Source organism: Methylobacterium sp. GC_Met_3, from assembly GCF_026540775.1.
Taxonomy (GTDB): domain Bacteria; phylum Pseudomonadota; class Alphaproteobacteria; order Rhizobiales; family Beijerinckiaceae; genus Methylobacterium.
Genome location: NZ_JALNUL010000011.1, coordinates 113,343 through 134,888, shown reverse-complemented (window position 1 = coordinate 134,888; position 21,546 = coordinate 113,343). Strand labels below are relative to the sequence as shown.

The window sequence follows — 21,546 nt, the reverse complement described above, 5'->3', positions numbered from 1 at the left end:
ACGCGCGGCGTTGCGCACCTGTGGACTGGCGCTGAAACGCTGGGCGGTCCGCCAAGGTTGCCGCCCTTGACACCCTCGTGTAGAGGTCGCCGCCATTCCACGGGGCCGCGTATCGGGGCCCTTAGACGCCGAGGGTGGTCGCGCGGGGCGTACCGGGCTGTCCGGTGGCGAGGGGGCTCCCGCCCGACCGATCCGGAATCCGTCCAGCCCGCGAGAAGAAATGTCCGACGAGCCCGCCCACGGCACCGCCACCTTCGAGCGCGTGGCCGACATCATAGCCGAGACCGCCGACATCCCGCGGGAGAAGATCACCCCCGAGAGTCACGCCATCGACGACCTCGGCATCGACAGCCTCGCCTTCCTCGACATCGCCTTCGCGGTCGACAAGGCCTTCGGGATCAAGCTGCCACTGGAGCGCTGGACCCAGGAGGTCAACGAGGGCAAGGTCCCGGCCGAACAGTATTTCGTGCTCAAGAACCTGTGCGCGCGCATTGACGGCCTGGTGGCCGAAAAGGCCGCCAAGGTCTGACGCCAAGCCGGCTGATCGTCCCGCCATGCGCCTCGAATATTTCGAGATGATCGATACCGTGCGGCTCCTCGACCGGGCCGCCGGCCGGATCGAGGCGCTCGCCCGGGTGCCGCTGGAGAGCCCGGTCTTCGAGGGGCATTTTCCCGGCCATCCCCTGATGCCCGGCGTGCTTCTCACCGAGACCATGGCGCAAGCCTCCGGCTACCTCGTGCTCGCCCATCTCGACTTCACCCGGATGCCGTTCCTCACCGGGGTCGACAAGGCGCGGTTCCGGTCCTTCGTGGGGCCGGGGGCGGAGCTCGTCGTGACCGCGAGTCTGGAGCATGACGGCTCCGGCTACGCCGTGACGAAGGCGGCGATCAGCCATGCCGGCAAGGCGCTGTGCGACGCCGAACTGCGCTTCCGCACCATGCCGTTCCCGGACGGGCTCGATGCGCCCATGCGCGAACGCGCCCGGACGATCGGCCTGTTCCCGGATCCGGTGCAGCCGTGACGGTCCGCGTCGTGAATCGCCCCGTCGTCGTCACCGGCCTCGGCCTCGTCTCCTGCGCGGGCGAGGGCGTGGAGGTCCATCTCGCGGCCCTCGATTCAGGCGTGCCGCCCCGGACCGATTCGGAGAGCTTTGCACCCTACGCGGTGCATCCGGCGCCCACGATCGCCTGGGACGGTCAGATCCCCAAGCGCAGCGACCAGCGCCAGATGGAGGCGTGGCAGCGGCTCGGCGTCTACGCCGCCGGCCTCGCCCTCGACTCCGCGGGGGTGAAGGACGACGCGGCCTTCAAGCAAGCCCTGCACTTGGTGGTGGCGGCGGGCGGCGGCGAGCGTGACTATGCGGCCGACGGCGCGATCCTGACCGGGCTGCGCGACGCCCCCGACCCGGGCGCCTACCTGAACGAGCGGCTCCAGAACGACCTGCGCCCGACCCTGTTCCTGGCCCAGCTCTCGAACCTGCTGGCCGGCAACATCGCCATCGTCCATGGGGTGACGGCGGCCTCGCGGACCTTCATGGGCGAGGAGGCCGCCGGGGTCGACGCCCTGCGGATCGCACAGGCGCGGGTGGCGTCCGGCCAGATCGACGCGATCCTGGTCGGCGGCTCGTACAGCGCCGAGCGGCCGGACGTGCTGGTGATCCACGCCATGGGCGGCTTTCTCGCCCGGGACGGCTACCGGCCGGTTTTCGCGCGCGGGGAGCCCGGCGGGTTCATCCTCGGCAGCTGCGCGGCCTTCCTGATGCTCGAATCGGAAGCGCACGCGGCCGCCCGGGGCGCCCGCGCCCTCGCTCGGCTCGACCCGGTGGCGAGCGACCGGACCCGGCGCAGGCCCGGCAGCGTCGCGGCGAGTCTCGACGCCCTGTGGCGGCAGGCCGGGCTCGACGCACCCGATCACGTCCTGTCCGGTGCGACCGGCCTTGCATCGATCACCACGGAGGAGCGGGACGCCCTGGGGCGGCTCGCGCCGACGGCCCGCCTCCACGCGCTCGGCGACGTGCTTGGCCACGGGCTCGAAGTGGCGGCCCCGTTCGGTGCCGCCCTCGGGGCCGCCCTCGTGGCTGCCGGCCGTGCCCGCGAGGTGGCGGTGACAGCGGTGGGACATCGCCGCGGCGAGGGTCTGCTGCGCCTTGGCGCGATCTGAGCCAAAGGCAACGATACGTCCAAGTGTCCGTGCCGGAACACAGGTCTACGGCGCGCCGCCTCCGTTGAAGTCCATTTGGTTGCCGCTCAGACAGCTGCTCCAGAAGCCATTACCACCGTCCAGAAGCCAAAATTGCGCGCCGAACCAAGCCAACAGCATGAGAAATATTTCTCAGCACTTGCCAAGACAGCACGAGGGGTCTAACAATACCGGATCGGCACGTGTCCGGATATCTTGGACCGTTACGCCTTCGCAGGGCGGTTCTGACTTTCCTATCGCTATCGGTCGATAACGGCGTCATGCCCCTTGGGCAGGCGTCTTCTCTCACTGCGCCTGCGAAGATCAAGGAATTCCATGAGCACCGGAACCGTCAAGTGGTTCAACGAGACCAAGGGCTACGGCTTCATCCAGCCGGATGACGGCGGCAAGGACGTGTTCGTCCATATCTCGGCCGTCGAGCGCGCCGGGCTGCGCAGCCTGAACGAGGGCCAGAAGGTCACCTACGAGCTGGAAACGGATCGCCGCAGCGGCAAGGAGTCCGCGGGTCAGCTCCAGACGGCCTGATCCTCGTCCGAACGTTTCGCGTCGAAGCCGCTTCAGAAGGAGCGGCTTCTTCGTATCTGCAATCCCCCGGGGCGCTGGCTTTCGCCGTGCCCGACCCAGGAGTGTCTGTGAGCTTTCCTAACAAGCAGGGCGTCGTCGATCGCCTTGAGACGGCCGCCAAGGCGCGGTCGGAAATGCTGGCCCGGTTCCGGGCGCGCCCGTCCGCGGACGATCCGGTGGTCCTCGCCCGCCAATCCGCCCGCCGCGCCGTGGTCGATGCGCGCGATGCCAGAACCGCCGAGCGTACGGCCCAGCGTCAGGCCGAACTCGAGCGCGCCGCCGCTTTGGCCGAGGCCGAGCGCCTTGCCGAGATCGAGCGCAAGCACGCCGAGCAGCTCGCTGCCCAGGAGCGCGCCAAGGCCTTGCAGGCTGAGCAGAAGCTTCAGCGCGACGCCCGCTACCTCGCCCGCAAGGCGAAGGCTCAGAAGAAGCGCTGAGCCGCCCCGGCCTATCGACGCCGCATTCAGGAGTTCGGCATGTCTCACAAATTCAAGATCGGCGAGCGCGTCTGCCGCCCCCGGCTCGGCCTCCCGGGGGACCAGGGTGCTGGCGAGGTGTTCGAGGTGCTGCGGTTGATGCCGGCGGACCAAACGGGCGAGCCGAGCTATCGGATTCGCACCCAGGGCGGGGAGCGGGCGATCCGCGAGAGCGATCTCGTGGCGGCGCCGCAGGCCTGAGGCAGACGCGGCGCGAAGGCCCCTACTCTGGAGCTTTCCCGCGCCGCGCTGGTCTCAGAGCGTCCGGAACATCACCAAGGCATCGACAGACCCGAGCCTGGGATGCTGGAAGGCTCCCGGGAGCCGACCCACCGCCGTGAAGCCGAGGCTTTCCCAAAGCCGCACGGCCCGGACGTTGGTGCTCACAACAAAATTGAATTGCATCGCGGTGAAGCCGTGCGCGCGCGCCTGATGAAGGGCATGCGTGCCCATGGCCCGGGCGATCCCGCGACCTGCTGCCGCCGTATCGGTCATGAAGCCGCAATTGGCGACGTGGGCGCCGCCGCCTGCTTGATTGGCTCGTAGGTAGTAGGTGCCGAGCACCGCTCCATCCTGCTCGGCCACATAGGTCCTGCGGTCGGCGTTGGTCCAGTACGCGAGCGCGTCCGCCGCGCTGAGGTCGCGGTCGAGGGCGTAAGTTTCTCCGGCACGGATAGTCGGCAGGATGATCCGGACAATTGCCGCGTGATCGCGTTCCGCGGCGGACCTGATCTGCACGCTCACCCGAACTGCTCGCGCAGGATACGCTCGTCGAGGCTGTGGCCGGGATCGTGCAGCAGCACCAGTTCGGTGGTGCGGTCGAGCGAGGTCTCGACCGTGCAGACCCGGCGGAACTCGGTGTGATCGGCCACTGCCGCCACCGGGCGGTGGGGCGCGTCGAGGACGTCGATCCGGATCTTCGCGTAATCCGGCAGGAGGGCGCCGCGCCACCGCCGGGGCCGGAAGGCCGAGATCGGCGTCAGCGCCAGGAGCTTGGCATCCAGCGGCAGGATCGGGCCGCCGACCGAGAGGTTGTAGGCGGTCGAGCCGGCCGCCGTCGCGACCAGCACGCCGTCGGCGATCAGCAGGTCGAGCCGGACATTCCCGTCCACGGCGATCTTCAGCTTGGCGGTCTGGTGGGTCTGGCGCAGCAGGTAGACTTCGTTGATCGACCGGGCGCGGTGCGAGCGGCCTTCCGTGTCGAGCACATCCATCACCAGCGGGTGAATGACGCTGCGCTGCGCGGCCGCGACGTGCTCCAGGAGGTCATCGTCCCGGAACTCGTTCATCAGGAAGCCGACCGTGCCGCGGTTCATCCCGTAGATCGGCTTCGGGTTGTCCATGAACCGGTGCAGCACCTGCAGCATCAGCCCGTCGCCACCGAGCGCGACGACGACATCCGCCTCCTCGGGCGGGACGTGATCGTAGCGGCGCATCAGGGCGGCGGCGGCTTCGCGGGCGTAGCCGGTCGGGCTCGCCACGAAGGCGATTTTCTTGGAATGCGGCATCGGTCAGGTGAGGCCGGGCGGTCGCGTCGAGGTCGCGTCGGGCGTCATCACGTCACGGCTCCAGTGCTGACGAGCGAACCGCCCGGTTGACGTCGCTGCCCCGCATGCCCCTCACTTGCCGGGACTGCGCGACTTGGACTGCGCGAGTTGGAGGCATAGCATGGAGCGTCCGCTTCTCGTCTACACCACCTTTCCCGATGCGGCTTCGGCCCTCAACATCGGCGAGGCGCTGGTCCGCGAACGGCTGATTGCCTGCATCAACGTGCTGCCGGGCATGTGCTCGGTCTAAAGCTGGAAGGGTGCGGTCGAGCGGAGCGAGGAAGTCGCCGCGATCCTCAAGAGCCGGGAAGGGCTGGCCGATGCCCTGTCGGCCGCCCTGAAGGCGCGCCATCCCTACGATACGCCGATCATCCTGCATCTGCCGGTTGCCGGAGCGGACGCCGACACGGCGGCCTGGATCCTGGCGGAGACCGGCCTGGAGGCGCCGCCGCATCGCCCGGCGTGAGTTACCGGAGCCGGTGCGGCGCTCGCGCGCACCCGTCCGAGTCCCTGGAGCTGATCGCGTTGTCAGGCGCAGGGTCGCGGTCGCATCGCCGGCGGCGGTTGACTGAGCGCGCTTCACGGCTGGCCGAATTAGGGCAAACAACGATGGCGTCATCGAACTGCAGAGTGCGCGTCGCAGCCCTCCTGATCTCGGTCCTCGCGGGCAGCGGAGACGCTCAGGCGGCTGGCGATACGCCCGCGCTGACCGTCGCGCCGGCGCCATCCGGGCCGGCGGGCCTCGCGACGGCCGATCCACCCGCCCTGCGGTACGGCGTGCTCTACGCCGATGCCGAAGGGCGCAGCCACGTCCAGTATTGCGATCTAAAGAACTTCGCCTTCAAGAGTTACGCGCCGCCCGCACCGCCGCAATATGTCGGCGCGCCGCCCGGCGACGTGGCGTCGATCGCCTACGCGGTGCTTCCGGTCGGCTATGTCGGGCCGTGGCACGCGGCGCCCGGCCCGCAATGGGTCGTCACCCTGTCGGGCCGCTGGTCGGTGGAGGCCACGGACGGCACGGTGATGGAGCAGGAGCCCGGCGAGATTCAGTTCAACGCCGATTCGGGTTCGAAACCGCAGGGGCCGGATGGCCGGGCCGGTCACCTGACCCGGCAGGTCGGCGACGTGCCGACCGTGCAGCTCATCGTTTCGGTGAAGCCGCAGACGCAGGGGCGCGGCACCGAGCCGTGCCAGCCTGCGCCGTGAACGCTTTCGGCAAGCCTTGGATCGGGCTGCCTTAGACTCCGTTGACCGGGTAGCTGCGGCCCTTCCAAGTGGCGGCGCCGGCCCGCTCGCGGCGCAGCAGCACGTTCCACTGGATCGCCAGCGCTACCGCGACCGCGGCCGGGTGGAGCGCGATCGTCGCCAGAGGCGCCCGGACCGCCAGGGTGATGGCCGTCCGCGTCGCCAGCGAGAGGGCGAGCGAAGCGGCGGCAGCAATCAGGGCGGCGGTCGGTATCAGGCCGAGCAGGCCGGCTAGGACGAGGAGCGGCGGCAGGACCTGTCCGCCCCCGAGCAGCAGGGTCCAGACCGGCAGGGCCCGGGGCGTCGCCATGCCCTCGTGGGCGTTCTTCGAGAAGCCCGCCCAGGCCTGCGCGAAGCCGTGATACATCCGGCAGGTGGCCAGCGACGCGGCGGCGACGAGATCCGTCCGGTGGCCGGCCGCGCGGAACAGGCGCGGCAGGCGGACGCCGTCGTGCAGCGAGGTGCGGATCGCGCCGTGGCCGCCCGTGGCCGCGTAGGCCTTGGCCTCCATCAGGATGAGCTGCCCGCAGGCCGCGCCGAGCGACGGGTCGCGCAGGTGGCGCATCAGCGGCACCGGCAGGTAGCCCAAGAGCAAAAAATCGATCATCGGCACGGTCAGCATCTCGCCGGGCGTGCCCAAATCCTGCCGCGGCACGCCGCTGATCAGGGCCGCGCCGGTGCGGCGGGCCTGCGCCGCCAGGGATGCGGCGGCATCCGGCGCGAGCCGCACGTCGGCATCGATGAACAGGAGATGCCGCCCGCGCGCGAGGCCGGCCATGTGGAAGCAGGCGTGGTTCTTGCCGGTCCAGCCCTCGGGCAGCGCCGGCACGGCGACGAGGCGCAGGCGCGGATCGTCGATGGATCGGACGATCTCCGGGGTCGCATCGGTGGAATGGTCGTCGCCGACGATCACCTCCACGGGCACCGTCGTGCTGGCCAAAACCGCGCGGACGGTGGCGGCGATGTTGCCGGCCTCGTTGCGCGCCGGGATCAGGATCGAGACGAGATCGGGATCCGCCTCCGGCTGCAGCCGGCGCAGGACCGCGAGATTCACCGCCGCCAGCACCGCCGGGAGGAGCGCCAGGGCGAGACCGAGGAGAGCCAGGGCCGTCAGGATCGAATCGGTCATGGTCCGTGCCGAAGATGGATCCCGCCCGGCCCCTGCATCGCATGGGTGCGGGATGGAGTCGAAGCCCTCACGCGGCGCGGTCCTGTCCGTCCGCGGCGCGGTGGGCCGGATCGAAGCGGCGGCCGGAGAGCCGGGCCGCAAGGCTTCGCCAGAGGTCGTACACGCCGCCGACGCCCTTGCGGCCCGAGATCAGGGCGCGGAAGCGCGCCGGCTCCCGGCTGATCACGTCGGCGCTGAGCCGGTCCAGGGTCGCGGTCAGGTCGGCTTCCAGCCGGGCGAGGCGCTGCGGCCGGGGCAGGGCGGCGAGGTCGGCTGCCGGGATCCCGGCACCGAACGCCGTGAAGGCGCCCGCGCCGCGCTCGTCCCAGAAGGCGTATTCAACGGCCATCGGCACGAACAGGGCATCGGGCGCGAGTTCGGCGAGGCGGGCCACACCGGGCCGTAGCGCCAGGGGCCGCCCGCGGGCGTCGGCGAAGCGGCCCTGCGCGGTGATCCAGAGCATCCCGTCGGGCGCAGCCAGGATCGTCCGGGCGGCCGCCAGGAACTGCGCGGCGCCCCGGGGACTGTCGAGATCGACCCCGAAGGCGCCGATCCGCTCGAAGATCCGATAGCGCGCCAGCATCGTGGCGTCGAACGGCGCGCGGCTCGGCCGCTCCGGATAGAGGCGCCCGGCCAGCACGATGATCAGGGCCGCGTCCCACCACGCGGGATGGTTGCAATAGACCACGATCGGCCCTGCGTGGCCGCGGTCCGGGGGTGTGCTCCAGAGCGGTATCCGCAACGCGTCGAGATGGCGGTGGAGATAGCGTTCGAACCACGCCACCATGAAGCGGCGGATCGCGGGGGAGACCTTGGGAAGCGCGGCTCTCCCTCCCCCCTTTGCGGGGGAGGGTACCCTGCGCAGCAGGGGGGGAGAGGGGAGCGCGTTTTCCGGAAGAGATGCGACCGGCATGAGGGGCTGAGCCCTGTTCTGCACCGTCGCTCCCCTCTCCCGACCCTCGCTGACGCGAGGGCCACCCTCCTCCGCGGAGGGGGGAGGGAAGGACCTGGAGGATGTCACGCCGTGGCGCGCAGGACGCCGCGCGCGTCCTGATCGTGCGCGTCGGCGGCGATCCAGCCGGACATCATCACCATCGGCATGCCCGGTCCCGGATGGGCAGCGCCGCCCGCGAGGTAGAGCCCGCGAACCTGCCGCGAGCGGTTGCCCGGCTTGAACGCCCCCATCACCCGCCCGTGCGAGGCCAGCCCGTAGATCGCGCCGTTCAGCACCCGGTAGCGCTCGTGGATGTCCTGCGGCGTCAGGTGGCGCTCGACCACGATGCGCTCCTCAAGATCCGGCATGTTGGCGGTGCGCTTGAGCTTGTCGAGGATCGTCCGGCGGTAGTTCTGGAACAGCGGACCGTCCGGGCGCCAATCGTGGTGCGGGCGCAGATACGGCGTGTGCACGAGGACGTAGAGCGCCTCGCCGCCCTCCGGCGCCACGCTCGGATCGGTGGAGGAGGGGGCGGCCAGATAGGCGGTCGGGTCCGGGGCCGGCTCACCCTTGTTGTAGATGTAGTCGAACTCCTCCTCCGGATCGCGGGAGAAGACGAAATCGTGGTGGTTCAGGTGCTCGTAGCGCTTGTTCAGGCCTAGATAGAGCACCACGCCCGAGCAGGCCGGCTCGGGGTTCTTCTTGGCGTAAGCCTTGGCAGCATCACCGCCGACGAGTTCGCGGTAGGTGCGCACCGAATCCATGTTGGAGATCACCGCGTCGAACGGCGTGACGCCCGCGGCGGTGCGTATTCCGCGGACCGCGCCGTTGGCGGTCTCGATGCCGGTCACTTCGGTGTCGGTCTTGCAGGTGGCGCCGAGTTCCTGGGCGAGCTTCGCCAACCCCTCGGCGACGGCGCGGGTGCCGCCCATCGGGTACCAGACCCCGTCGGCCGTCTGCATGTGCGCGATGGCGCAGAGCACCGCCGGCGCACCGTAGGGCGAGGAGCCGACATACTGCACGAAGTGGTCGAGCATCTGCGCGAGCCGGGCATCCTTGACCTTGCCGCGGATCGTCGAGGCCACGGAGGCGTGCATGCGCAGGGAGAGGACGTCGCGCAGCGTCCCGGGGTTCATGTTGGCGCGGATGTTGATCGTGTCGAACAGGTCCTCGACCGGCTTCCAGAAGAAGAAACGTTCCGAAACCCCGTGCAGATGCTCCGAGATGGAGAGGAATTTTTTATAACCTTCGCCGCTGCCGGGGGCGAAGCGCTCCATGTCGCCGGCCATCCGCGCGATGTCCTGCATCAGGTCGATCTGGCTGCCGTCGTCGAAGAAGCAGCGCCATTGCGGGTCGAGTCGGCGCAAATCCATGTAGTCGTGAACCGAGCGGCCGGCCTCGGCGAAAATCCGCTCCAGCACCCGGGGTACGGTCAGGATGGTCGGGCCCATGTCGAAGCGGAAGCCGCCCTCGTGCAGCACCGCCGCCTTGCCGCCCAGCCAGCCGTTCTTGTCGTAGACCGTCACGCGGTGGCCCCGCGCGGCGGCGACGCACGCGGCCGCGAGTCCGCCGAGCCCGCTGCCGATGACGGCGACCGTAGAATCCTGGGTCATCCTGATGGGTCGCTCCCGAGGCCGTGAGGCGGCCCGCTCCAGCGAAGCTAGACCCACGACCGGGCGGGTCAACGCGCCACCCGGTCGCGGCGCGGGTCTATCGGTCCACGCTTGTGGACAGACGGGCCAGGAAGTTGCCGATTTCCCGGCGACGCAACTCCGCGTCCAGAACTTCCGGGCCGATCCCATTGCGCCAGGCGAGGCGGCGGGCCGCCTCCGCGTCCGATCCATCGAGGCCGGCAATCTCGTCGGCATAGGCGGCCACCGCCCCGGTATCCTCCGCGAAGCCGGCCTCCACGAGGGCCGTGTCGCAGAGGCGCAGCATCGCGGCGAGTTCGTCGAGGTCGAGTTCCGGATGGTACTGCGTCCCCCAGAACCAGCCGGTGCCGTGGCGGATCTCGATCGCCTGGATGCCCAGCATCGGATTGCCGGCGAGCACGCGGGCACCCGGCGGCGGCTGCAGCACCGCGTCCGAGTGGACCGCCGGGGCGTCCCAGGCGGCTGGCCGGCCGGCGAGCAGCGGATGGGTCCGCCCCTCCTCGGTCGGTGTGATCGACCGGGCGAAACCGTATTCGGGGCCGCGCGGGTTCTCGGCGGCCTTGCCACCAGCCACCGTGGCGGCGACCTGGACGCCCCAGCATGAACCGAAGATCGGCCGGCCCGCCTCCAGGGCCGCGCGCATCAGAGCGAGCTGCCGGGTCACCTCGGGCGTGCCCTCGGAGACCTTGAGGGTCGATCCGGTGAAGATCAGGCCGTCGAAATCTTCGAGCCCGGCCGGCAGGTTCGCGTCTGCATCGGCTGGGCTGACGAAACGGCAGGTTGTCCCGGGGGCGAGCGCCCGCACCACGGCGGCGTAGGACTCGGCCGAGGTCCGGCCCGTGGCGGCGACGTGCCGGCCGCGGGCCGCACGATCGTTGCCGTCGGCGATGAGCAGGCGGAGCATGGATTCTTCTCGTCAGGCGGGACCGGACCGTGACGGATCGCGCCGGCCGTGTCCGCGCGCCCCTGGTCGCAGGGCCGGCGCGGATCGTCACGCCCCTGGTTTCCGGGCCGGACGCGCGACCGGCTGGCCGACCGAGCGCCGGCAATCGCGCCGTCCGATGCGGTCGCGGGGCGCGCACGAAACGGTGATCGGTACGGAAGCGCGATACACCCCAAACGGATGATGCTTTCCGGCCAACCACAACAGTATTCAGGATGGGTTTAATACTGAGATGCGATCAGCAGGGAGTTCGAGATGCCAGATCTCGCTGAGATGGAGCTGTATTGTCTGGAGTCGCGGGGGCTGATCGCCCGGGCCGAGGATGCCGTGCAGCGCCTCGTAGAGGACGACGCCTGCGAGGGTCATCGCCTGATCGCCGCGCAGGGGCTCACGGCGATGCGACACCTCCACCGGATCATCGAGCTGCACCGCAACCGCCTCGCCTTCGAGGCCCTGCCCAATGCCGTTGGCCAGACGGTCCCGCCCCCACGGCGCAGGTGGTTGGCCACCCTGCGACAACGCCTGACACCCGGCGGTCCCGCCCTGGAGACACGGGCCTGACCGGCCGTGGGATCGAAAGCCGGAAGGTGCTTCGGTGAGGTGAGGCCATGGCGAGAGCCCTGCTGATCTGGCCGGTGCTGCTCCTGCTCGGCGTGACGCTGCCCGCGTCCGGGACGCGCACGCCGCCGGTCTTCCATCAGGCCGTGGAGATCGAGAAGCTCGTCAACCGGGCGGCAGAGTTCGTGGAGGAGCGCGGCCCCGCCGCCTTCACCGAGTTCCGGCGGAAGGGCAGCGGATGGCGCTACGGGGATGTCTACTTGTTCGTCGTCGACATGCGGGGCGTCGTGCTGTTCAACGCCGCTTATCCGAACCGCGAGGGACGGGACCTGCTCCACGAGCGCGATGCCGATGGGAAGCAATTCCATCAGGACTTCATCGAGACCGTCAGCCGGTTCGGCTCGGGCTGGGTCGATTACATGTTCCCGAGGCCGGGGCAGGCGGTGCCCACCGTGAAATGGAGCTACGTCTGCGAGACCCACGTCGCGGGCACGGGGGCGCTGATCGGGGCCGGCGTCTACGTCGAATAGCGTCGTCCGCTCAGGCCGTGCGTCTGGCCACCAGCGTGAGGGCAAGCCCGAGCCCGCCGAGCGCCAGGCCCCCCAGAACGGCCAGCGCCGGAGCGGCGACGGCGAACCCCTCACTCAACGCGTTCTGATAGGCATCGATCGCCCAGGCGTTGGGGGTGAGCCAGCCGGCCTGCTGGAGCCAGGGCGGCATCAGGAAGCGCGGCACCATCGAGCCGCCCACCGCCGAGAGCAGCAGCACGCCGAAGGTCGAGGCGAGATGCGCCTGTTGGCGACTCGCCGCGAGGGCGCAGGCGGCGAGCGCCAGCCCCGCCGCCATGGCCGAGACCAGCAGGCAGGTCGCCAGGAAGGCCGGCCAGTGCGGGCCGATCTCCACCCCGTAGAGGAGCGCGGCGGCCAGGAAGATCAGCCCCGCCTGCACGACGCCCTGAAGCGTCAGGAAGCCGAACTTGCCGAGCACCACCACCGGAAGCCCGCCTGGACCGGCCATCAGCCGCTCGGCGAGGCCGGTCTCGCGCTCCTCGACCAGCGACATCGCTCCCTGCATGGCGGCAAACAGCAGGAACACTGCGGTGATCGCCCCCGCATAGTAGCTGATCCGGGCGTTCGCCGTGCCCACGGCGGTGCTGCGCCGCTCGACCAGATTGGCGAAGCTGAATGGCTCCTTCTTGGCCCGCTGCTCGGCGAAGGCCTCGTCGAGGAAGCGGCGTTCGTCCGGTCCGATCTTGCCGCTGCGCTCCACGTCGGCGACGATCCGCGACAGGACCACGTCGGGCAAGGCCGCGTTCAGCACGCGCTGGAGCTGACCGAGCGCGATCGGCGTCGCCAGGGCCTTGGCGGGATTCTCCACCAGCACCACCGGCTGGTCGGCCGGGCCGGGCGCGCTCCCCGTGGGAGCCGCGATCAGGTCGCCCCGCAGGGCGAGCGCCACATCGACCTCGCCCGAGCGCACCGCCTCGGCGACGCCCGCGAGGTCCGTCACGGGCAGGCGCGTCACCCGCAGGGACGGATCGGCCGCCAGCGCGTCGGTGAGGCGCCGCGTGGCGGTGGTCTGTGCGAGGTCGGCGAGCCCGACATGAATGCGGATCCGGTCGCCGGTCGCCCCGGAGAAGATCGCCGCGAAAATCGAGAACATCACGGTCGGCAGCACGAAGGCCATGACCAGCGCGGCGCGGTCGCGCAGCAGGCTGAGCGCCATCACGCGGAACGCGGCGCCGATCATCGGGCCATCCCCGCCCGCAGGGTGGTGGTCCCGCTGTCGTTCGCCTCGCGGGGCCGAAGGGCGTCGAGGTAGAGCGCTTCCAGCCGCGGAGCGCGCACCCGGACCTCGGCCACCGGTATGCCCTGGGCCCGCAGGGCTCCGAGCAGGGCGGCTCCGTCGAGCCCGGAGCGCTCGACGGAGCGCCAGACGAGGCCATCCGGTTCGGCGGCCGCAAAGCCGGCCCGGCGCAGGGACGCGGCTGCGGCTGCGTCCGCCGGGACCGTCAGACTCAGCTCCCGCTCGGGCGCGCCCGTGCGCAGCTGCGCGAGCAGATCGGCGAGGCGGCCCGCGCGCACGATCCGGCCCTGCGCCAGGAACGCGACCTGTGAGGCCAGACGCTCGGCTTCCGCAAAATCGTGGGTGGCGATCAGGATCGCGGTGCCGGCCGCCTTCAGCCGGTCGAGAACGGCGTGGATCGCCGCGCGGGCGGCGAGGTCGACACCGCTCGTCGGCTCATCGAGCAGGACCAGACTGGGTCGGTTCATCAGGCTCGCGGCGATGTTGACCCGGCGTCGGTAGCCCCCCGACAGGGTTCCCACCGGGCGCCGCGCGACCTCGGCGATGTCGGCCATCGCCAGCGCGGCCTCCACGGCCGCCTTCCGGTCGCGCCGGGCGACACCCGCGAGCTGGCCGAACACGCCGAGATTCTCGGCGACCGTCAGCTTCGGATAGAGGGCGATCTCCTGCGGGACCCAGCCGATGGCGCGGCGGGCGCTGCCCGCGCGATACGGATCCGCGCCACCGACCCGCACGGATCCCGCGCTCGGGTCGAGCCGGCCCGCCACGAGGCGCATCAGGGAGGACTTGCCGGCCCCGTTCGGGCCGAGGAGCGCCAGGGTCTCGCCGGCTTCGAGGTCGAGATCGACGCGTTCCAAGACCCGCCGCCCGCCGAGGTCGAGACCGACGCCCGCGATCCGGACCAGAGCCGTGCCCGACTGCGTTGCGATCGGGCCCGGCTCTGGTCCCTTGTCGTGATGCGCTCTCTTGCGCCGAACCGGTATCCACTTCGGCGCAGAGCGCTCCTGGGGATCGCCCATCCGCGTCAGCGCCGCGGCAGGGCGCGTGCGAGGCGCACGCGAATGGAGCCGCCCGGCTCCCGAAGGCTGAAGGCCGCCTCGGCGAAGTCCGGCCGCGCCCGGCGTCCGGCGACGCCTGAGAATCCGTAGGGTTCGAGCGGCAGGCCGAGCCCGGTGCGGTCGAGGCGGCCGTTGCTGTTTGCGTCCTGGTAGGCCGCCACCGCGTAGGTCCCGGTCGGCACGCCCTGGAAGGTGAACTGGAGCCGGTCGGCGGAGGCCGAGGCCTCGTCACCCCGGGCGCAGGCGGCTTCCGCGAGGCTCCCCTGGCACAGGGCGACCCGCACCGGGCCTCCGCCGGGCTCGATCCCGTCGATCTCGACCTGCACGGTCGCTGCCGTCGCCGGCACGGTGGCACAGAGCGTGCCCGCGACCACGAGCCTGGGCAGACCGTGCCGTCGACCGGGCCTCCGACCCCTCGGCCGGCTCACGAGGCCTCGTGGGAGGTGGCCAGCGGTGCGGTCTCGGGGATGCCGGCGGAGGCGGCCGCGCGGGCACCGGCCAGTTCCTCGATCAGCAGACGGGCCGAGATGCGGGCGCCCTCGTAGATCACCGGCAGGCCGGAGCCCGGATGGGTGCCGCCCCCCACGATGTAGAGCCCCGGCCCGAAGCGGTTGTGCGGCCGGAAATACAGCATCTGCATCAGGTCGTGGGCGAGGTTGAAGGTGGCGCCCTCGTGGACGGCGAAATCCTCCTCCCACTGGGTCGGGTCGATGATCCGCTCGTAGCGGATCCGGGCTTCGAGATCCTCGATTCCGAGGAGCTTCAGCCGCTCCATGATCAGGGCGCGGTAGCTCTCCCGCTGGGCTGCCCAGTCGATCCCGGACTTGAGGTTCGGCACCGGCACGAGCACGTAGAGTGCAGTCTGTCCGGGGGGCGCCATGCCGCCGTCGGTGTAGCCGGCATGCTGCACGTAGAGCGAGGGCTGCATCGGCAGCGTGCCCTCGGTGATCTCGCGGATATTCTTCTCGTAGCCCTCGGCGAGCAGGATCGTGTGATGCCCCAGGCTCTCGGGCATTTTTCCCTCGATGCCGAGGTAGAGCATGAAGGTCGAGCAGGAGAGCCGCGCCTTCTGGATCTTGGCGTCGCGCCAGCGCGGGCGATGCCGCTCCGGCACCAGGGCTCGCACCACCTTGGCGAAGTCGCCGTTGATCAGCACCGCGTCGGCGTTGAAGGTCTCGCCGTCCGCAACGACGCCGTTGGCGCGCTTGCCGTCGAACAGCACCCGCTCGACGTTGGTGTTGAGCCGAAGGTCGACGCCCATGCGACCGGCCAGACCCGCCATCGCGTCGGAGACCGCGCCGCAGCCGCCGACCGGGTGGTAGACCCCGTGCTCGTATTCGAGGAACGACAGGATCGTGAACAGGCTCGGGCACCGGAACGGCGACATGCCGAGATATTTGGTCTGGAACGAGAAGGCGAGGCGCACCCGCGGATCGGCGAAGTAGCGCTTCAGGTCGCGGTCGACGCTCCGGCCGGGGTGGAGGTAGGGCAGGGCGGCCAGCATCGCCGGGCTCGCGAGGCTGCGCAGGGTGTGGAAGGCCTGCTGCAGGATCGGCTTGAAGTATTCGAGCTTGGTCCGGTTCTCGGTGAAGAACGCCTGCACGTTCTTGGCGTCGTCAGGCGCGAGGCGGGCGATCTCCTGCTCCATGCGGGCGATGTCGCCGGTCGCCCGGATCGTCCCCGAGATCCCGCTCTCGCCCTCGAACACGAGGTGGTATTGCGGATCGAGCCGTTCGAGCTTGACGTGGTCATCCAGCCGCTCGCCGCAGCTGGCGAAGATGTCGGCCAGGATCTGGGGATAGAGGAAGAAGGTCGGTCCGATATCGAACTTGTAGCCGCCCGGCGCCGACACCGTCTTGGTGCGGCCGCCGACCTGGCTGTCCTTCTCGAACAGCGTCACGTGGATCCCGGCCCGCGCCAAAAGCAGGGCGGAGGCCAAGCCCCCCGGACCGGCGCCGACCACGGCTACCCGGCGACCGGTCAGCGCCCGCAACCCATTCCCAGACTGAAGCAACGCCGCCGACTCCCTGTCGATTCCCCAGCACGCCCAATGGTCAAGCTAGGCCATCTGGCGCGCGCGGCAATTGCTGCCGTTTGTCGCGCGCAGACTGACGCGGTCGATCGTACCGGGACAACCTTACCGGGTGTTCTTCGTGTCGACACCCGCTGAACCGGGGCGATCGGTTAGGGGGCTTCAGGACGGGGCATGGCTCTCAGCCTTGTTGTGACGTGTCCTCTTGCTCCGAACCGGTGCCCACTTCGGCAGCGAGGGCTTCAAAAAGCAGGCCGCTCGGACAGCCACAGCCACAAGGCCGTCAGGATCAGCAGCAGCGTGGCAACCGCTCCGGTCCAGCCCAGCGCGTCCCAACCGCCCCAGCGACCGGAGCCGAGGGCGCGCACCAGCAGCGGGCCGGCGATTTGCCCGGCCGCGAAGGCGGCGGTCATGCGCGCCAGGAGCGGCGTCGGATTGTCGGGCCGCGTCGCGCGGGCCAATTGCAGGCCCGCCATGGTGGCGACCATGAAGGTGCCGCCCACGAGAATGGCCGACACCGCGATGGCCGGCAGGGTCTGGACGAACAGGGGCAGGGCCGTGCCGAACGCCATGACGCCCTGCGCCAGCGCCCAGATCCGCTGGCGGGAGCCATGGGGCAGGAAGCGCGCCACCGCGGCGACCGAGAGCGCGGCCGCGAGGCCGAACAGCGGCCATGTCAGCCCGAAGACCAGGGGATCGGGCGCCAGCGCTCGCGCCATGGAGGGCAGGAAGGTCGCCGGGACGATGTAGCCGAACCCAAAGGTCCCGTAGCAGACCACGAGGGAGAACTGCCGGCTCCGGGGCATCGGCGCGGCGGATGCGGCCTCGCGTTCGGTGATTTTGGCCGTCTGCGTGTCGGCTCTGGAGGATGGCGCGGAGGATTGCGCCCAGACGAAAAGCGCGCCGGCGCCGGCAATGACGCCCAGTTCGAGCCAGAGCCACTGCGCCGGCTGGCGTCCGCCGAGCCACGTCAGCAGGCCGGCCAGGGCGATCCCGAGCCCGACGCCTGTGTAGATCCAGGCCCCGGCCTGACCGGCCCGTCGCCGGGCGAGTTCGGCCAGGCACCAGCCGCTCGCGCAGACCAGCGCCCAGGCGCTGAACACCCCGGCTGCGCCGCGCAGTGCAAGGCCGAGCAGCGCGACCGTATCGGCGTCGATCGCCGCCATGGCGAAGGTCGTCAGCGCCACGCCGAGCAGGCTCAGCAGCAACCCGCGTCGCGGATCGCCCGCGAACCATGCGGCGGTCAGCGCGCCGAGGAAGTAGCCGACGTAATTGGCCGCCGCCCATTCTACGCCGGCGACTGGGCTCAGGGCGCCGTCGCGGACCATCAGCGGCAGGAGCGGCGTGAAGGCGAACCGGCCGATCCCCATGGCGACCGCCAGGGCGACGAGGCCGGCCCCGACGATCGGCCCGATCGTGGGTTGTGGTCGGGCGGCGGCGGGCTGCGTCGTGCTCATCGAGTCCGTTGAACACGGCTCTCATCGTGTTGGAAAATGAATTTTTGTGACCTATCGTTCTCGCCATGAGAACAATGGATCTCGACGATCTGGATATCTTCCGCAGCGTGGTGCGCGAGGGCGGGGTGACGCGGGCTGCCGCGCACCTGCACCGGGTGCCCTCCAACGTGACCACCCGGATCAAGCAGTTCGAGGAGCGCCTGGGCGTCGCGCTGTTCCGCCGCCAGGGACGCAGCCTCGCGCTGACGGAGGCCGGGCGGACCCTGCTGGGCCATGCCGAAAAGCTGCTGCAGATGGCCGATCAGGCCGAGCAGGATCTGCGCGGCGGGGCCGTGCGCGGCGTGCTCCGGCTCGGCTCCCTGGAAAGCGCGGCCGGCGCCCGGCTGCCGCCGATCCTGTCGGCCTTCTACGCGCGGTATCCGGATGTCGCGATCGAATTGCAGACCGGCACGACCCGCGCACTGCTGCGTCAGCTCGACGGTTTCGAGATCGAGGCGGCCTTCGTCTCGGAGCCGTTCGAGCGTCGAAGCCTCTCCTCGGTTCATGTCTTCGACGAGGATCTCGTGCTGATCACCGGCAAGGGCGCGACCACGATCCGCGAGGCGGTCGCGCTGGGCGGACGCACCGTCGTGGCCTTCCCGCACGGGTGCTCCTACCGCGCTCGCCTCGTCGCGTGGCTGGACGGGGAGGGTGCGTCGCCCGAGCGGGTGCTGGAGATGAATTCCTACCACGCCATCGTGGCCTGCGTGGCGGCGGGGACGGGGGCGGCCATCGTGCCGAGCGAGATGCTCGACCATGCCGTTCTGAGCGATACGGTGCAGCGCCACCCGCTGCCTGAGCGCCTGCGCCGCAATCGCACGCATCTCGTGTGGACCGGGGAGGCGAGCGCCCCGCTGCAGGCGCTCATGGCGTTGCTCCCGAAGCCGGCCGTCGATGCCCGGGCGGCGTGACACGGCGGCGGTCTCAGCTGTCTACAGGGTCGGTAGACAAAGCGCTGGCCCATCTCGGCGCATGCCTTCCCTGTCGAGCGTGCGTGAAATCTGAGATCCATCCACGGGTGGACGCCGGCAGTGCGGCGACGAGCATCCCCCATGCGTCGTCTCTTTTATACTGCAGAAAGCGACAGCCGCGTCGCGGGCACGACGAACCGTGCTCGCCGCACGGGCGCGTCAATTGCTCAGTCTGACAGAGGCCACGGCGGTCGAGAACAGCTGGAGCATGGCGGCCGTGATGTCGCCGCCGGAGGCGACGGGGTAATACAGGCCGTCCGACGCGCAGGCCTTGAGCATCGGTCCGATCTGGTTCTCGTACGGCTTGACGTAGGATACATAAAATGGATTGTCGTAGATCGGAAGATATTGCGTGTAGATGATCCCGATGCGGACGTTGTTGTTCTTCAGCGCGTTGCAGGTCGACGGACTGAACGGGCCGATGAAGCGATTGCTGGCGATCTGAAACCCGGCGCTCTGGTTGGTGACGGTGCCGCCGGTATCCTCGACACCGTCGGTCACGAAGAACAGGAACCGGATTGGCGACGCCGATGTCACGCCCGTCCCGCTGGCCGGGATTGTCGTGTTCATCTTCGCAATGGCGCGCTCGAAGTCGGTCTGATTGTCGGTCTGAATGCGATACGCGTAGGCGATGTCGATGTTGGCAGCTGCTGTCTTGATCTGGTTCAGGGCCGGCGTCATGGCCTGCAACCGCGTCTGCGTCGCGGAATCGTTGAAGGTCCACATCTCCATCTGGAACTGCTGACTCAGCGTCATGCTGGCGTTGGCTTGATCGACCAGCGCCGAGACCGAATCTCGTAGGACCTGAATGCGCAGTTTGATGTTGTTCTTCTGCGCGACGTGATAGTAGTCGTTCAGATTGTCACCGGTTATATTGCCCTGGCTGTCGTAGGTGTGCTCGTGGCAAGCGAATGCGCAACGGTCGGGCGTCGCGTTCTTCATGTTGTTGACGTCGGTATCGGTTGCCGCAAGTCCCATTGACGGGGAATTGTCGAGCAGCAGGTAAAAATTGATGTATTGAAACAGATTGCGGGTACTGGACGAAGTTGCGCCGATGTTCATCGACGTAACCTTCATCATCGAGGCCAGACTGGTCTTCACGGTGCCCGTGTAGCTTGCCGTCAGGCTCAGGGTCGAGGCTCCGCTGACCGGCGTTCCGGGCGTGAAGGAGGTGATGGTCACGCCGGGGACTTTGGCGGCCTCATTCCGGAACTGCGTCTCCATGTTCTGAAGATTGGTTTGCGTGATGGTGTTGGTCTTCTGGGACATGACCGCGAGGACGGCCCCGTCGAGCGCTGCGTCGAGCCGTGCCTTGGCGGCGTTCCGACGGCCGTAATCGATGGCGGCGGCCGAGGCGAACAGGATCGGCATCGCCATGAGGGCGAGGGTGATCGCCACCTGGCCGGAGCGCGCCCGCCGGTAATCCGTCAGGCGCACGCGAAGGGAGCGGATGGCGCGGCCAGGAAACAACGACACGATATCCTCGCGCGGTCGGGCGTTCTGCCGGTGGATCTGGTGGCGTCCGGCGGGAGCGCGATGGAACACAGGTCGGAACAGGGACGGTGCCGGGCCCGACCGTCGCGATCGGGGGTTGGCGTCCGGTTATTGGTCCTGCCGCAGCGCGTCCCGAAGACCGGAGCCCCCGTCGCGCGATGAGGCTCTAGAAGGTCGGGCAGGCCACGCCGCCCGGCATGACGATCTCGTTGATGGTCCGCTGCGACCATGGGATCTGCCGGGTGAAGGTCAGACCGCGCGGACCGAAGATCCAACGGTAGAGGGCGCTGCCGATGATCGGCGTGTAGGCCATCGACACCTCCGCCAGGATGTAGCGGGCCCCGTCGAACTGATAGGCGGCCGGCGTAGCCGGCAAGCCGTTCGTCCCGTTGATCTGCTGGGCGGGGCGCTGGGTCGCGTTCTGGGGCCAGCTGGAGCACACGCCGCCGTAGAGTGTGCCGTAGACCGACTCGACGCCCATGGCGTTGACGACGATCTGGAGGCCCGAGGCGTCCAGCGGCCGGAGGATCGCGGTCGCCGCGCCGGCGATCGTCGTCATGTCGGCGGCGGAAGGTTTCGGGTTGTCGGCGCGTCCCGAGAGGTCGGCGAGCGTGCGGGCGAACAAGGTCAGCTTGCGGTTCGCATCCAAGACGCGGGTCAACTCCACGGTGCCGAAGTAGATGGCGATCAGCACCGGGAGAACCAAGGCGAACTCGACCGCGGCGATGCCCCGCCCGTCGGCCCGGAAGCGTTTCAGGGTCTGCGAGAGGGCGGTCATCACGAGCAGACCGACTGGGTGGTGTAGGGCTCGATCTTGAACACCGTCGCGGCCTGGAGCACGCGCCGCTTGTTCGGCAGGTTTGCCGTCGCCGCGCCGAGGAACGGGAAGAAGACCGGGATGTCGACGGCCGCCTGAATCACCATGATCGAGGACGCTCCACCGCAGGTGTAGCTCTGGAAATTCGGGTTCCAGTCGCTGACGCCGTTGCCGGTGGAGGCGACGGGCGAGACTGTCGTGGCTCCGGCGTAGCTGGCGGCCGGCGTGATGCTGACGCGGACGTTGGCGCAGTTGAAGATCGTCACCCGTGGGGCGCCGTTCGGCTGTGTGCAGATCGCGGTCCGGAATCGGCTCAGCAGCGTCGCCGCGTCGGTCGTGCCGGCATTCGCGGTCTGGAACGAGCCCGTATAGATCTGGCGCCCGGCCTCAACGACGGCCTGCTGGATGATCTCCTGCTCCCAGGCGACGATCCCGTTCTCGAGACAAGCGCCGGCCATGGCGAGGAACGGCAGCGCGACGAGCCCGAACTCGACCGCCGTTGCACCGCTCCGCTCACGCCACAGCCGTGCGACCGGATTCGGCAGCTTCAGCCAATGGCGCGCGACAGAACTTGATGATCTCACG

At 69.6% G+C, this 21,546-nt stretch carries 24 protein-coding genes and 1 pseudogene; 11 read left to right on the top strand and 14 right to left on the bottom strand.

The window, feature by feature from the left end; translation table 11 throughout:
* The first annotated feature begins 220 nt into the window (after positions 1–220).
* From OXS27_RS15860 to OXS27_RS15835, 6 genes are all read left to right on the top strand, one after another.
* Positions 221–529, top strand: coding sequence for an acyl carrier protein (locus OXS27_RS15860; RefSeq protein ID WP_267357332.1), 309 nt, complete (start codon positions 221–223; stop codon positions 527–529).
* Between the two features lie 25 nt (positions 530–554).
* Positions 555–1,022, top strand: coding sequence for a 3-hydroxyacyl-ACP dehydratase FabZ family protein (locus OXS27_RS15855; RefSeq protein WP_267357330.1), 468 nt, complete (start codon positions 555–557; stop codon positions 1,020–1,022).
* 11 nt (positions 1,023–1,033) lie between these two features.
* Positions 1,034–2,161, top strand: a complete 1,128-nt coding sequence (locus OXS27_RS15850; protein WP_267357370.1) for a beta-ketoacyl-ACP synthase — start codon at positions 1,034–1,036, stop codon at positions 2,159–2,161.
* A 354-nt stretch (positions 2,162–2,515) separates the two neighbouring features.
* Positions 2,516–2,725 carry a cold-shock protein gene (locus OXS27_RS15845; protein ID WP_243916537.1) on the top strand — a complete coding sequence of 70 codons (210 nt, stop codon included), beginning with the start codon at positions 2,516–2,518 and terminating at the stop codon, positions 2,723–2,725.
* 107 nt (positions 2,726–2,832) lie between these two features.
* Complete coding sequence (locus OXS27_RS15840; protein WP_243916536.1) at positions 2,833–3,201, top strand: DUF6481 family protein; 369 nt, start codon at positions 2,833–2,835, stop codon at positions 3,199–3,201.
* Between the two features lie 39 nt (positions 3,202–3,240).
* Entirely contained in the window at positions 3,241–3,441 is a 201-nt protein-coding gene (locus OXS27_RS15835; protein ID WP_243916535.1) for a hypothetical protein, read from the top strand.
* 54 nt (positions 3,442–3,495) lie between these two features.
* Here OXS27_RS15835 and OXS27_RS15830 read toward each other — a convergent pair whose 3' ends face one another.
* Positions 3,496–3,978, bottom strand: coding sequence for a GNAT family N-acetyltransferase (locus OXS27_RS15830; RefSeq protein WP_267357368.1), 483 nt, complete (start codon positions 3,976–3,978; stop codon positions 3,496–3,498).
* 2 nt (positions 3,979–3,980) lie between these two features.
* Positions 3,981–4,748 carry an NAD kinase gene (locus OXS27_RS15825; protein WP_267357328.1) on the bottom strand — a complete coding sequence of 256 codons (768 nt, stop codon included), beginning with the start codon at positions 4,746–4,748 and terminating at the stop codon, positions 3,981–3,983.
* 160 nt (positions 4,749–4,908) lie between these two features.
* On the opposite strand from OXS27_RS15825, the pseudogene cutA reads away from it, so the two are divergent.
* Positions 4,909–5,253: pseudogene (gene cutA / locus OXS27_RS15820) on the top strand (divalent-cation tolerance protein CutA).
* A gap of 164 nt (positions 5,254–5,417) precedes the next feature.
* Entirely contained in the window at positions 5,418–5,993 is a 576-nt protein-coding gene (locus OXS27_RS15815) for a hypothetical protein (protein ID WP_267357327.1), read from the top strand.
* Between the two features lie 31 nt (positions 5,994–6,024).
* Here OXS27_RS15815 and OXS27_RS15810 read toward each other — a convergent pair whose 3' ends face one another.
* From OXS27_RS15810 to OXS27_RS15795, 4 genes are all read right to left on the bottom strand, one after another.
* A complete protein-coding gene (locus OXS27_RS15810; protein ID WP_267357325.1) occupies positions 6,025–7,161 on the bottom strand; it encodes a glycosyltransferase family 2 protein in 1,137 nt (378 codons plus the stop codon).
* A 67-nt stretch (positions 7,162–7,228) separates the two neighbouring features.
* Positions 7,229–7,987 carry a lysophospholipid acyltransferase family protein gene (locus OXS27_RS15805; RefSeq protein WP_267357323.1) on the bottom strand — a complete coding sequence of 253 codons (759 nt, stop codon included), beginning with the start codon at positions 7,985–7,987 and terminating at the stop codon, positions 7,229–7,231.
* Between the two features lie 230 nt (positions 7,988–8,217).
* Positions 8,218–9,747 (bottom strand): phytoene desaturase family protein, encoded by a 1,530-nt coding sequence (crtI, locus tag OXS27_RS15800; RefSeq protein ID WP_267357321.1) that lies wholly within the window; start codon positions 9,745–9,747, stop codon positions 8,218–8,220.
* 97 nt (positions 9,748–9,844) lie between these two features.
* Positions 9,845–10,690: a type 1 glutamine amidotransferase gene (locus tag OXS27_RS15795; RefSeq protein ID WP_267357319.1), complete on the bottom strand. Its 846-nt coding sequence runs from the start codon at positions 10,688–10,690 to the stop codon at positions 9,845–9,847.
* Positions 10,691–10,984: 294 nt separating this feature from the next.
* Here OXS27_RS15795 and OXS27_RS15790 point away from each other — a divergent pair, with 294 nt between their 5' ends.
* Together OXS27_RS15790 and OXS27_RS15785 are read left to right on the top strand one after the other, a co-directional pair.
* Positions 10,985–11,290 (top strand): hypothetical protein, encoded by a 306-nt coding sequence (locus OXS27_RS15790; protein WP_243916527.1) that lies wholly within the window; start codon positions 10,985–10,987, stop codon positions 11,288–11,290.
* A gap of 47 nt (positions 11,291–11,337) precedes the next feature.
* Positions 11,338–11,817 carry a cache domain-containing protein gene (locus tag OXS27_RS15785; protein WP_243916526.1) on the top strand — a complete coding sequence of 160 codons (480 nt, stop codon included), beginning with the start codon at positions 11,338–11,340 and terminating at the stop codon, positions 11,815–11,817.
* A 10-nt stretch (positions 11,818–11,827) separates the two neighbouring features.
* Here OXS27_RS15785 and OXS27_RS15780 read toward each other — a convergent pair whose 3' ends face one another.
* From OXS27_RS15780 to OXS27_RS15760, 5 genes are all read right to left on the bottom strand, one after another.
* On the bottom strand, positions 11,828–13,036 hold the full coding sequence (locus OXS27_RS15780; RefSeq protein ID WP_243916525.1) for an ABC transporter permease: 1,209 nt from the start codon (positions 13,034–13,036) through the stop codon (positions 11,828–11,830).
* Positions 13,033–14,112 carry an ABC transporter ATP-binding protein gene (locus OXS27_RS15775; protein WP_267357317.1) on the bottom strand — a complete coding sequence of 360 codons (1,080 nt, stop codon included), beginning with the start codon at positions 14,110–14,112 and terminating at the stop codon, positions 13,033–13,035. The genes OXS27_RS15780 and OXS27_RS15775 overlap by 4 nt, the downstream gene beginning before the upstream one ends.
* 5 nt (positions 14,113–14,117) lie before the next feature.
* Positions 14,118–14,498: a DUF2141 domain-containing protein gene (locus OXS27_RS15770; protein ID WP_267357366.1), complete on the bottom strand. Its 381-nt coding sequence runs from the start codon at positions 14,496–14,498 to the stop codon at positions 14,118–14,120.
* Between the two features lie 77 nt (positions 14,499–14,575).
* The gene (crtI, locus tag OXS27_RS15765; protein ID WP_267357316.1) at positions 14,576–16,165 is read right to left on the bottom strand and encodes a phytoene desaturase family protein; all 1,590 of its coding nucleotides are present in this window, start codon (positions 16,163–16,165) and stop codon (positions 14,576–14,578) included.
* Between the two features lie 260 nt (positions 16,166–16,425).
* Complete coding sequence (locus OXS27_RS15760) at positions 16,426–17,640, bottom strand: YbfB/YjiJ family MFS transporter (RefSeq protein WP_267357315.1); 1,215 nt, start codon at positions 17,638–17,640, stop codon at positions 16,426–16,428.
* Between the two features lie 74 nt (positions 17,641–17,714).
* On the opposite strand from OXS27_RS15760, the gene OXS27_RS15755 reads away from it, so the two are divergent.
* A complete protein-coding gene (locus OXS27_RS15755) occupies positions 17,715–18,590 on the top strand; it encodes a LysR family transcriptional regulator (protein WP_267357314.1) in 876 nt (291 codons plus the stop codon).
* Between the two features lie 219 nt (positions 18,591–18,809).
* On the opposite strand, the gene OXS27_RS15750 is transcribed toward OXS27_RS15755, so the two are convergent.
* The 3 genes from OXS27_RS15750 to OXS27_RS15740 all read right to left on the bottom strand — a co-directional run bounded on the left by OXS27_RS15750 (position 18,810) and on the right by OXS27_RS15740 (position 21,545).
* On the bottom strand, positions 18,810–20,126 hold the full coding sequence (locus OXS27_RS15750) for a pilus assembly protein TadG-related protein (RefSeq protein ID WP_267357313.1): 1,317 nt from the start codon (positions 20,124–20,126) through the stop codon (positions 18,810–18,812).
* Positions 20,127–20,310: 184 nt separating this feature from the next.
* Positions 20,311–20,922, bottom strand: a complete 612-nt coding sequence (locus OXS27_RS15745; protein WP_243916519.1) for a TadE/TadG family type IV pilus assembly protein — start codon at positions 20,920–20,922, stop codon at positions 20,311–20,313.
* The gene (locus OXS27_RS15740; protein WP_267357310.1) at positions 20,922–21,545 is read right to left on the bottom strand and encodes a TadE/TadG family type IV pilus assembly protein; all 624 of its coding nucleotides are present in this window, start codon (positions 21,543–21,545) and stop codon (positions 20,922–20,924) included. The genes OXS27_RS15745 and OXS27_RS15740 overlap by 1 nt, the downstream gene beginning before the upstream one ends.
* Between the last annotated feature and the right edge of the window lies 1 nt (position 21,546).

Excerpts from the sequence above, each read along its gene's own strand:
- OXS27_RS15860 (WP_267357332.1), top strand. The coding sequence starts at position 221 with ATGTCCGACGAGCCCGCCCACGGCACCGCCACCTTCGAGCGCGTGGCC.
- OXS27_RS15855 (WP_267357330.1), top strand. The coding sequence starts at position 555 with ATGCGCCTCGAATATTTCGAGATGATCGATACCGTGCGGCTCCTCGAC.
- OXS27_RS15845 (WP_243916537.1), top strand. The coding sequence starts at position 2,516 with ATGAGCACCGGAACCGTCAAGTGGTTCAACGAGACCAAGGGCTACGGC.
- OXS27_RS15835 (WP_243916535.1), top strand. The coding sequence starts at position 3,241 with ATGTCTCACAAATTCAAGATCGGCGAGCGCGTCTGCCGCCCCCGGCTC.
- OXS27_RS15825 (WP_267357328.1), bottom strand. The coding sequence starts at position 4,748 with ATGCCGCATTCCAAGAAAATCGCCTTCGTGGCGAGCCCGACCGGCTAC.
- OXS27_RS15810 (WP_267357325.1), bottom strand. The coding sequence starts at position 7,161 with ATGACCGATTCGATCCTGACGGCCCTGGCTCTCCTCGGTCTCGCCCTG.
- OXS27_RS15805 (WP_267357323.1), bottom strand. The coding sequence starts at position 7,987 with ATGGTGGCGTGGTTCGAACGCTATCTCCACCGCCATCTCGACGCGTTG.
- crtI (WP_267357321.1), bottom strand. The coding sequence starts at position 9,747 with ATGACCCAGGATTCTACGGTCGCCGTCATCGGCAGCGGGCTCGGCGGA.
- OXS27_RS15795 (WP_267357319.1), bottom strand. The coding sequence starts at position 10,690 with ATGCTCCGCCTGCTCATCGCCGACGGCAACGATCGTGCGGCCCGCGGC.
- OXS27_RS15790 (WP_243916527.1), top strand. The coding sequence starts at position 10,985 with ATGCCAGATCTCGCTGAGATGGAGCTGTATTGTCTGGAGTCGCGGGGG.
- OXS27_RS15785 (WP_243916526.1), top strand. The coding sequence starts at position 11,338 with ATGGCGAGAGCCCTGCTGATCTGGCCGGTGCTGCTCCTGCTCGGCGTG.
- OXS27_RS15780 (WP_243916525.1), bottom strand. The coding sequence starts at position 13,036 with ATGATCGGCGCCGCGTTCCGCGTGATGGCGCTCAGCCTGCTGCGCGAC.
- OXS27_RS15775 (WP_267357317.1), bottom strand. The coding sequence starts at position 14,112 with ATGGGCGATCCCCAGGAGCGCTCTGCGCCGAAGTGGATACCGGTTCGG.
- OXS27_RS15760 (WP_267357315.1), bottom strand. The coding sequence starts at position 17,640 with ATGAGCACGACGCAGCCCGCCGCCGCCCGACCACAACCCACGATCGGG.
- OXS27_RS15755 (WP_267357314.1), top strand. The coding sequence starts at position 17,715 with ATGGATCTCGACGATCTGGATATCTTCCGCAGCGTGGTGCGCGAGGGC.
- OXS27_RS15745 (WP_243916519.1), bottom strand. The coding sequence starts at position 20,922 with ATGACCGCCCTCTCGCAGACCCTGAAACGCTTCCGGGCCGACGGGCGG.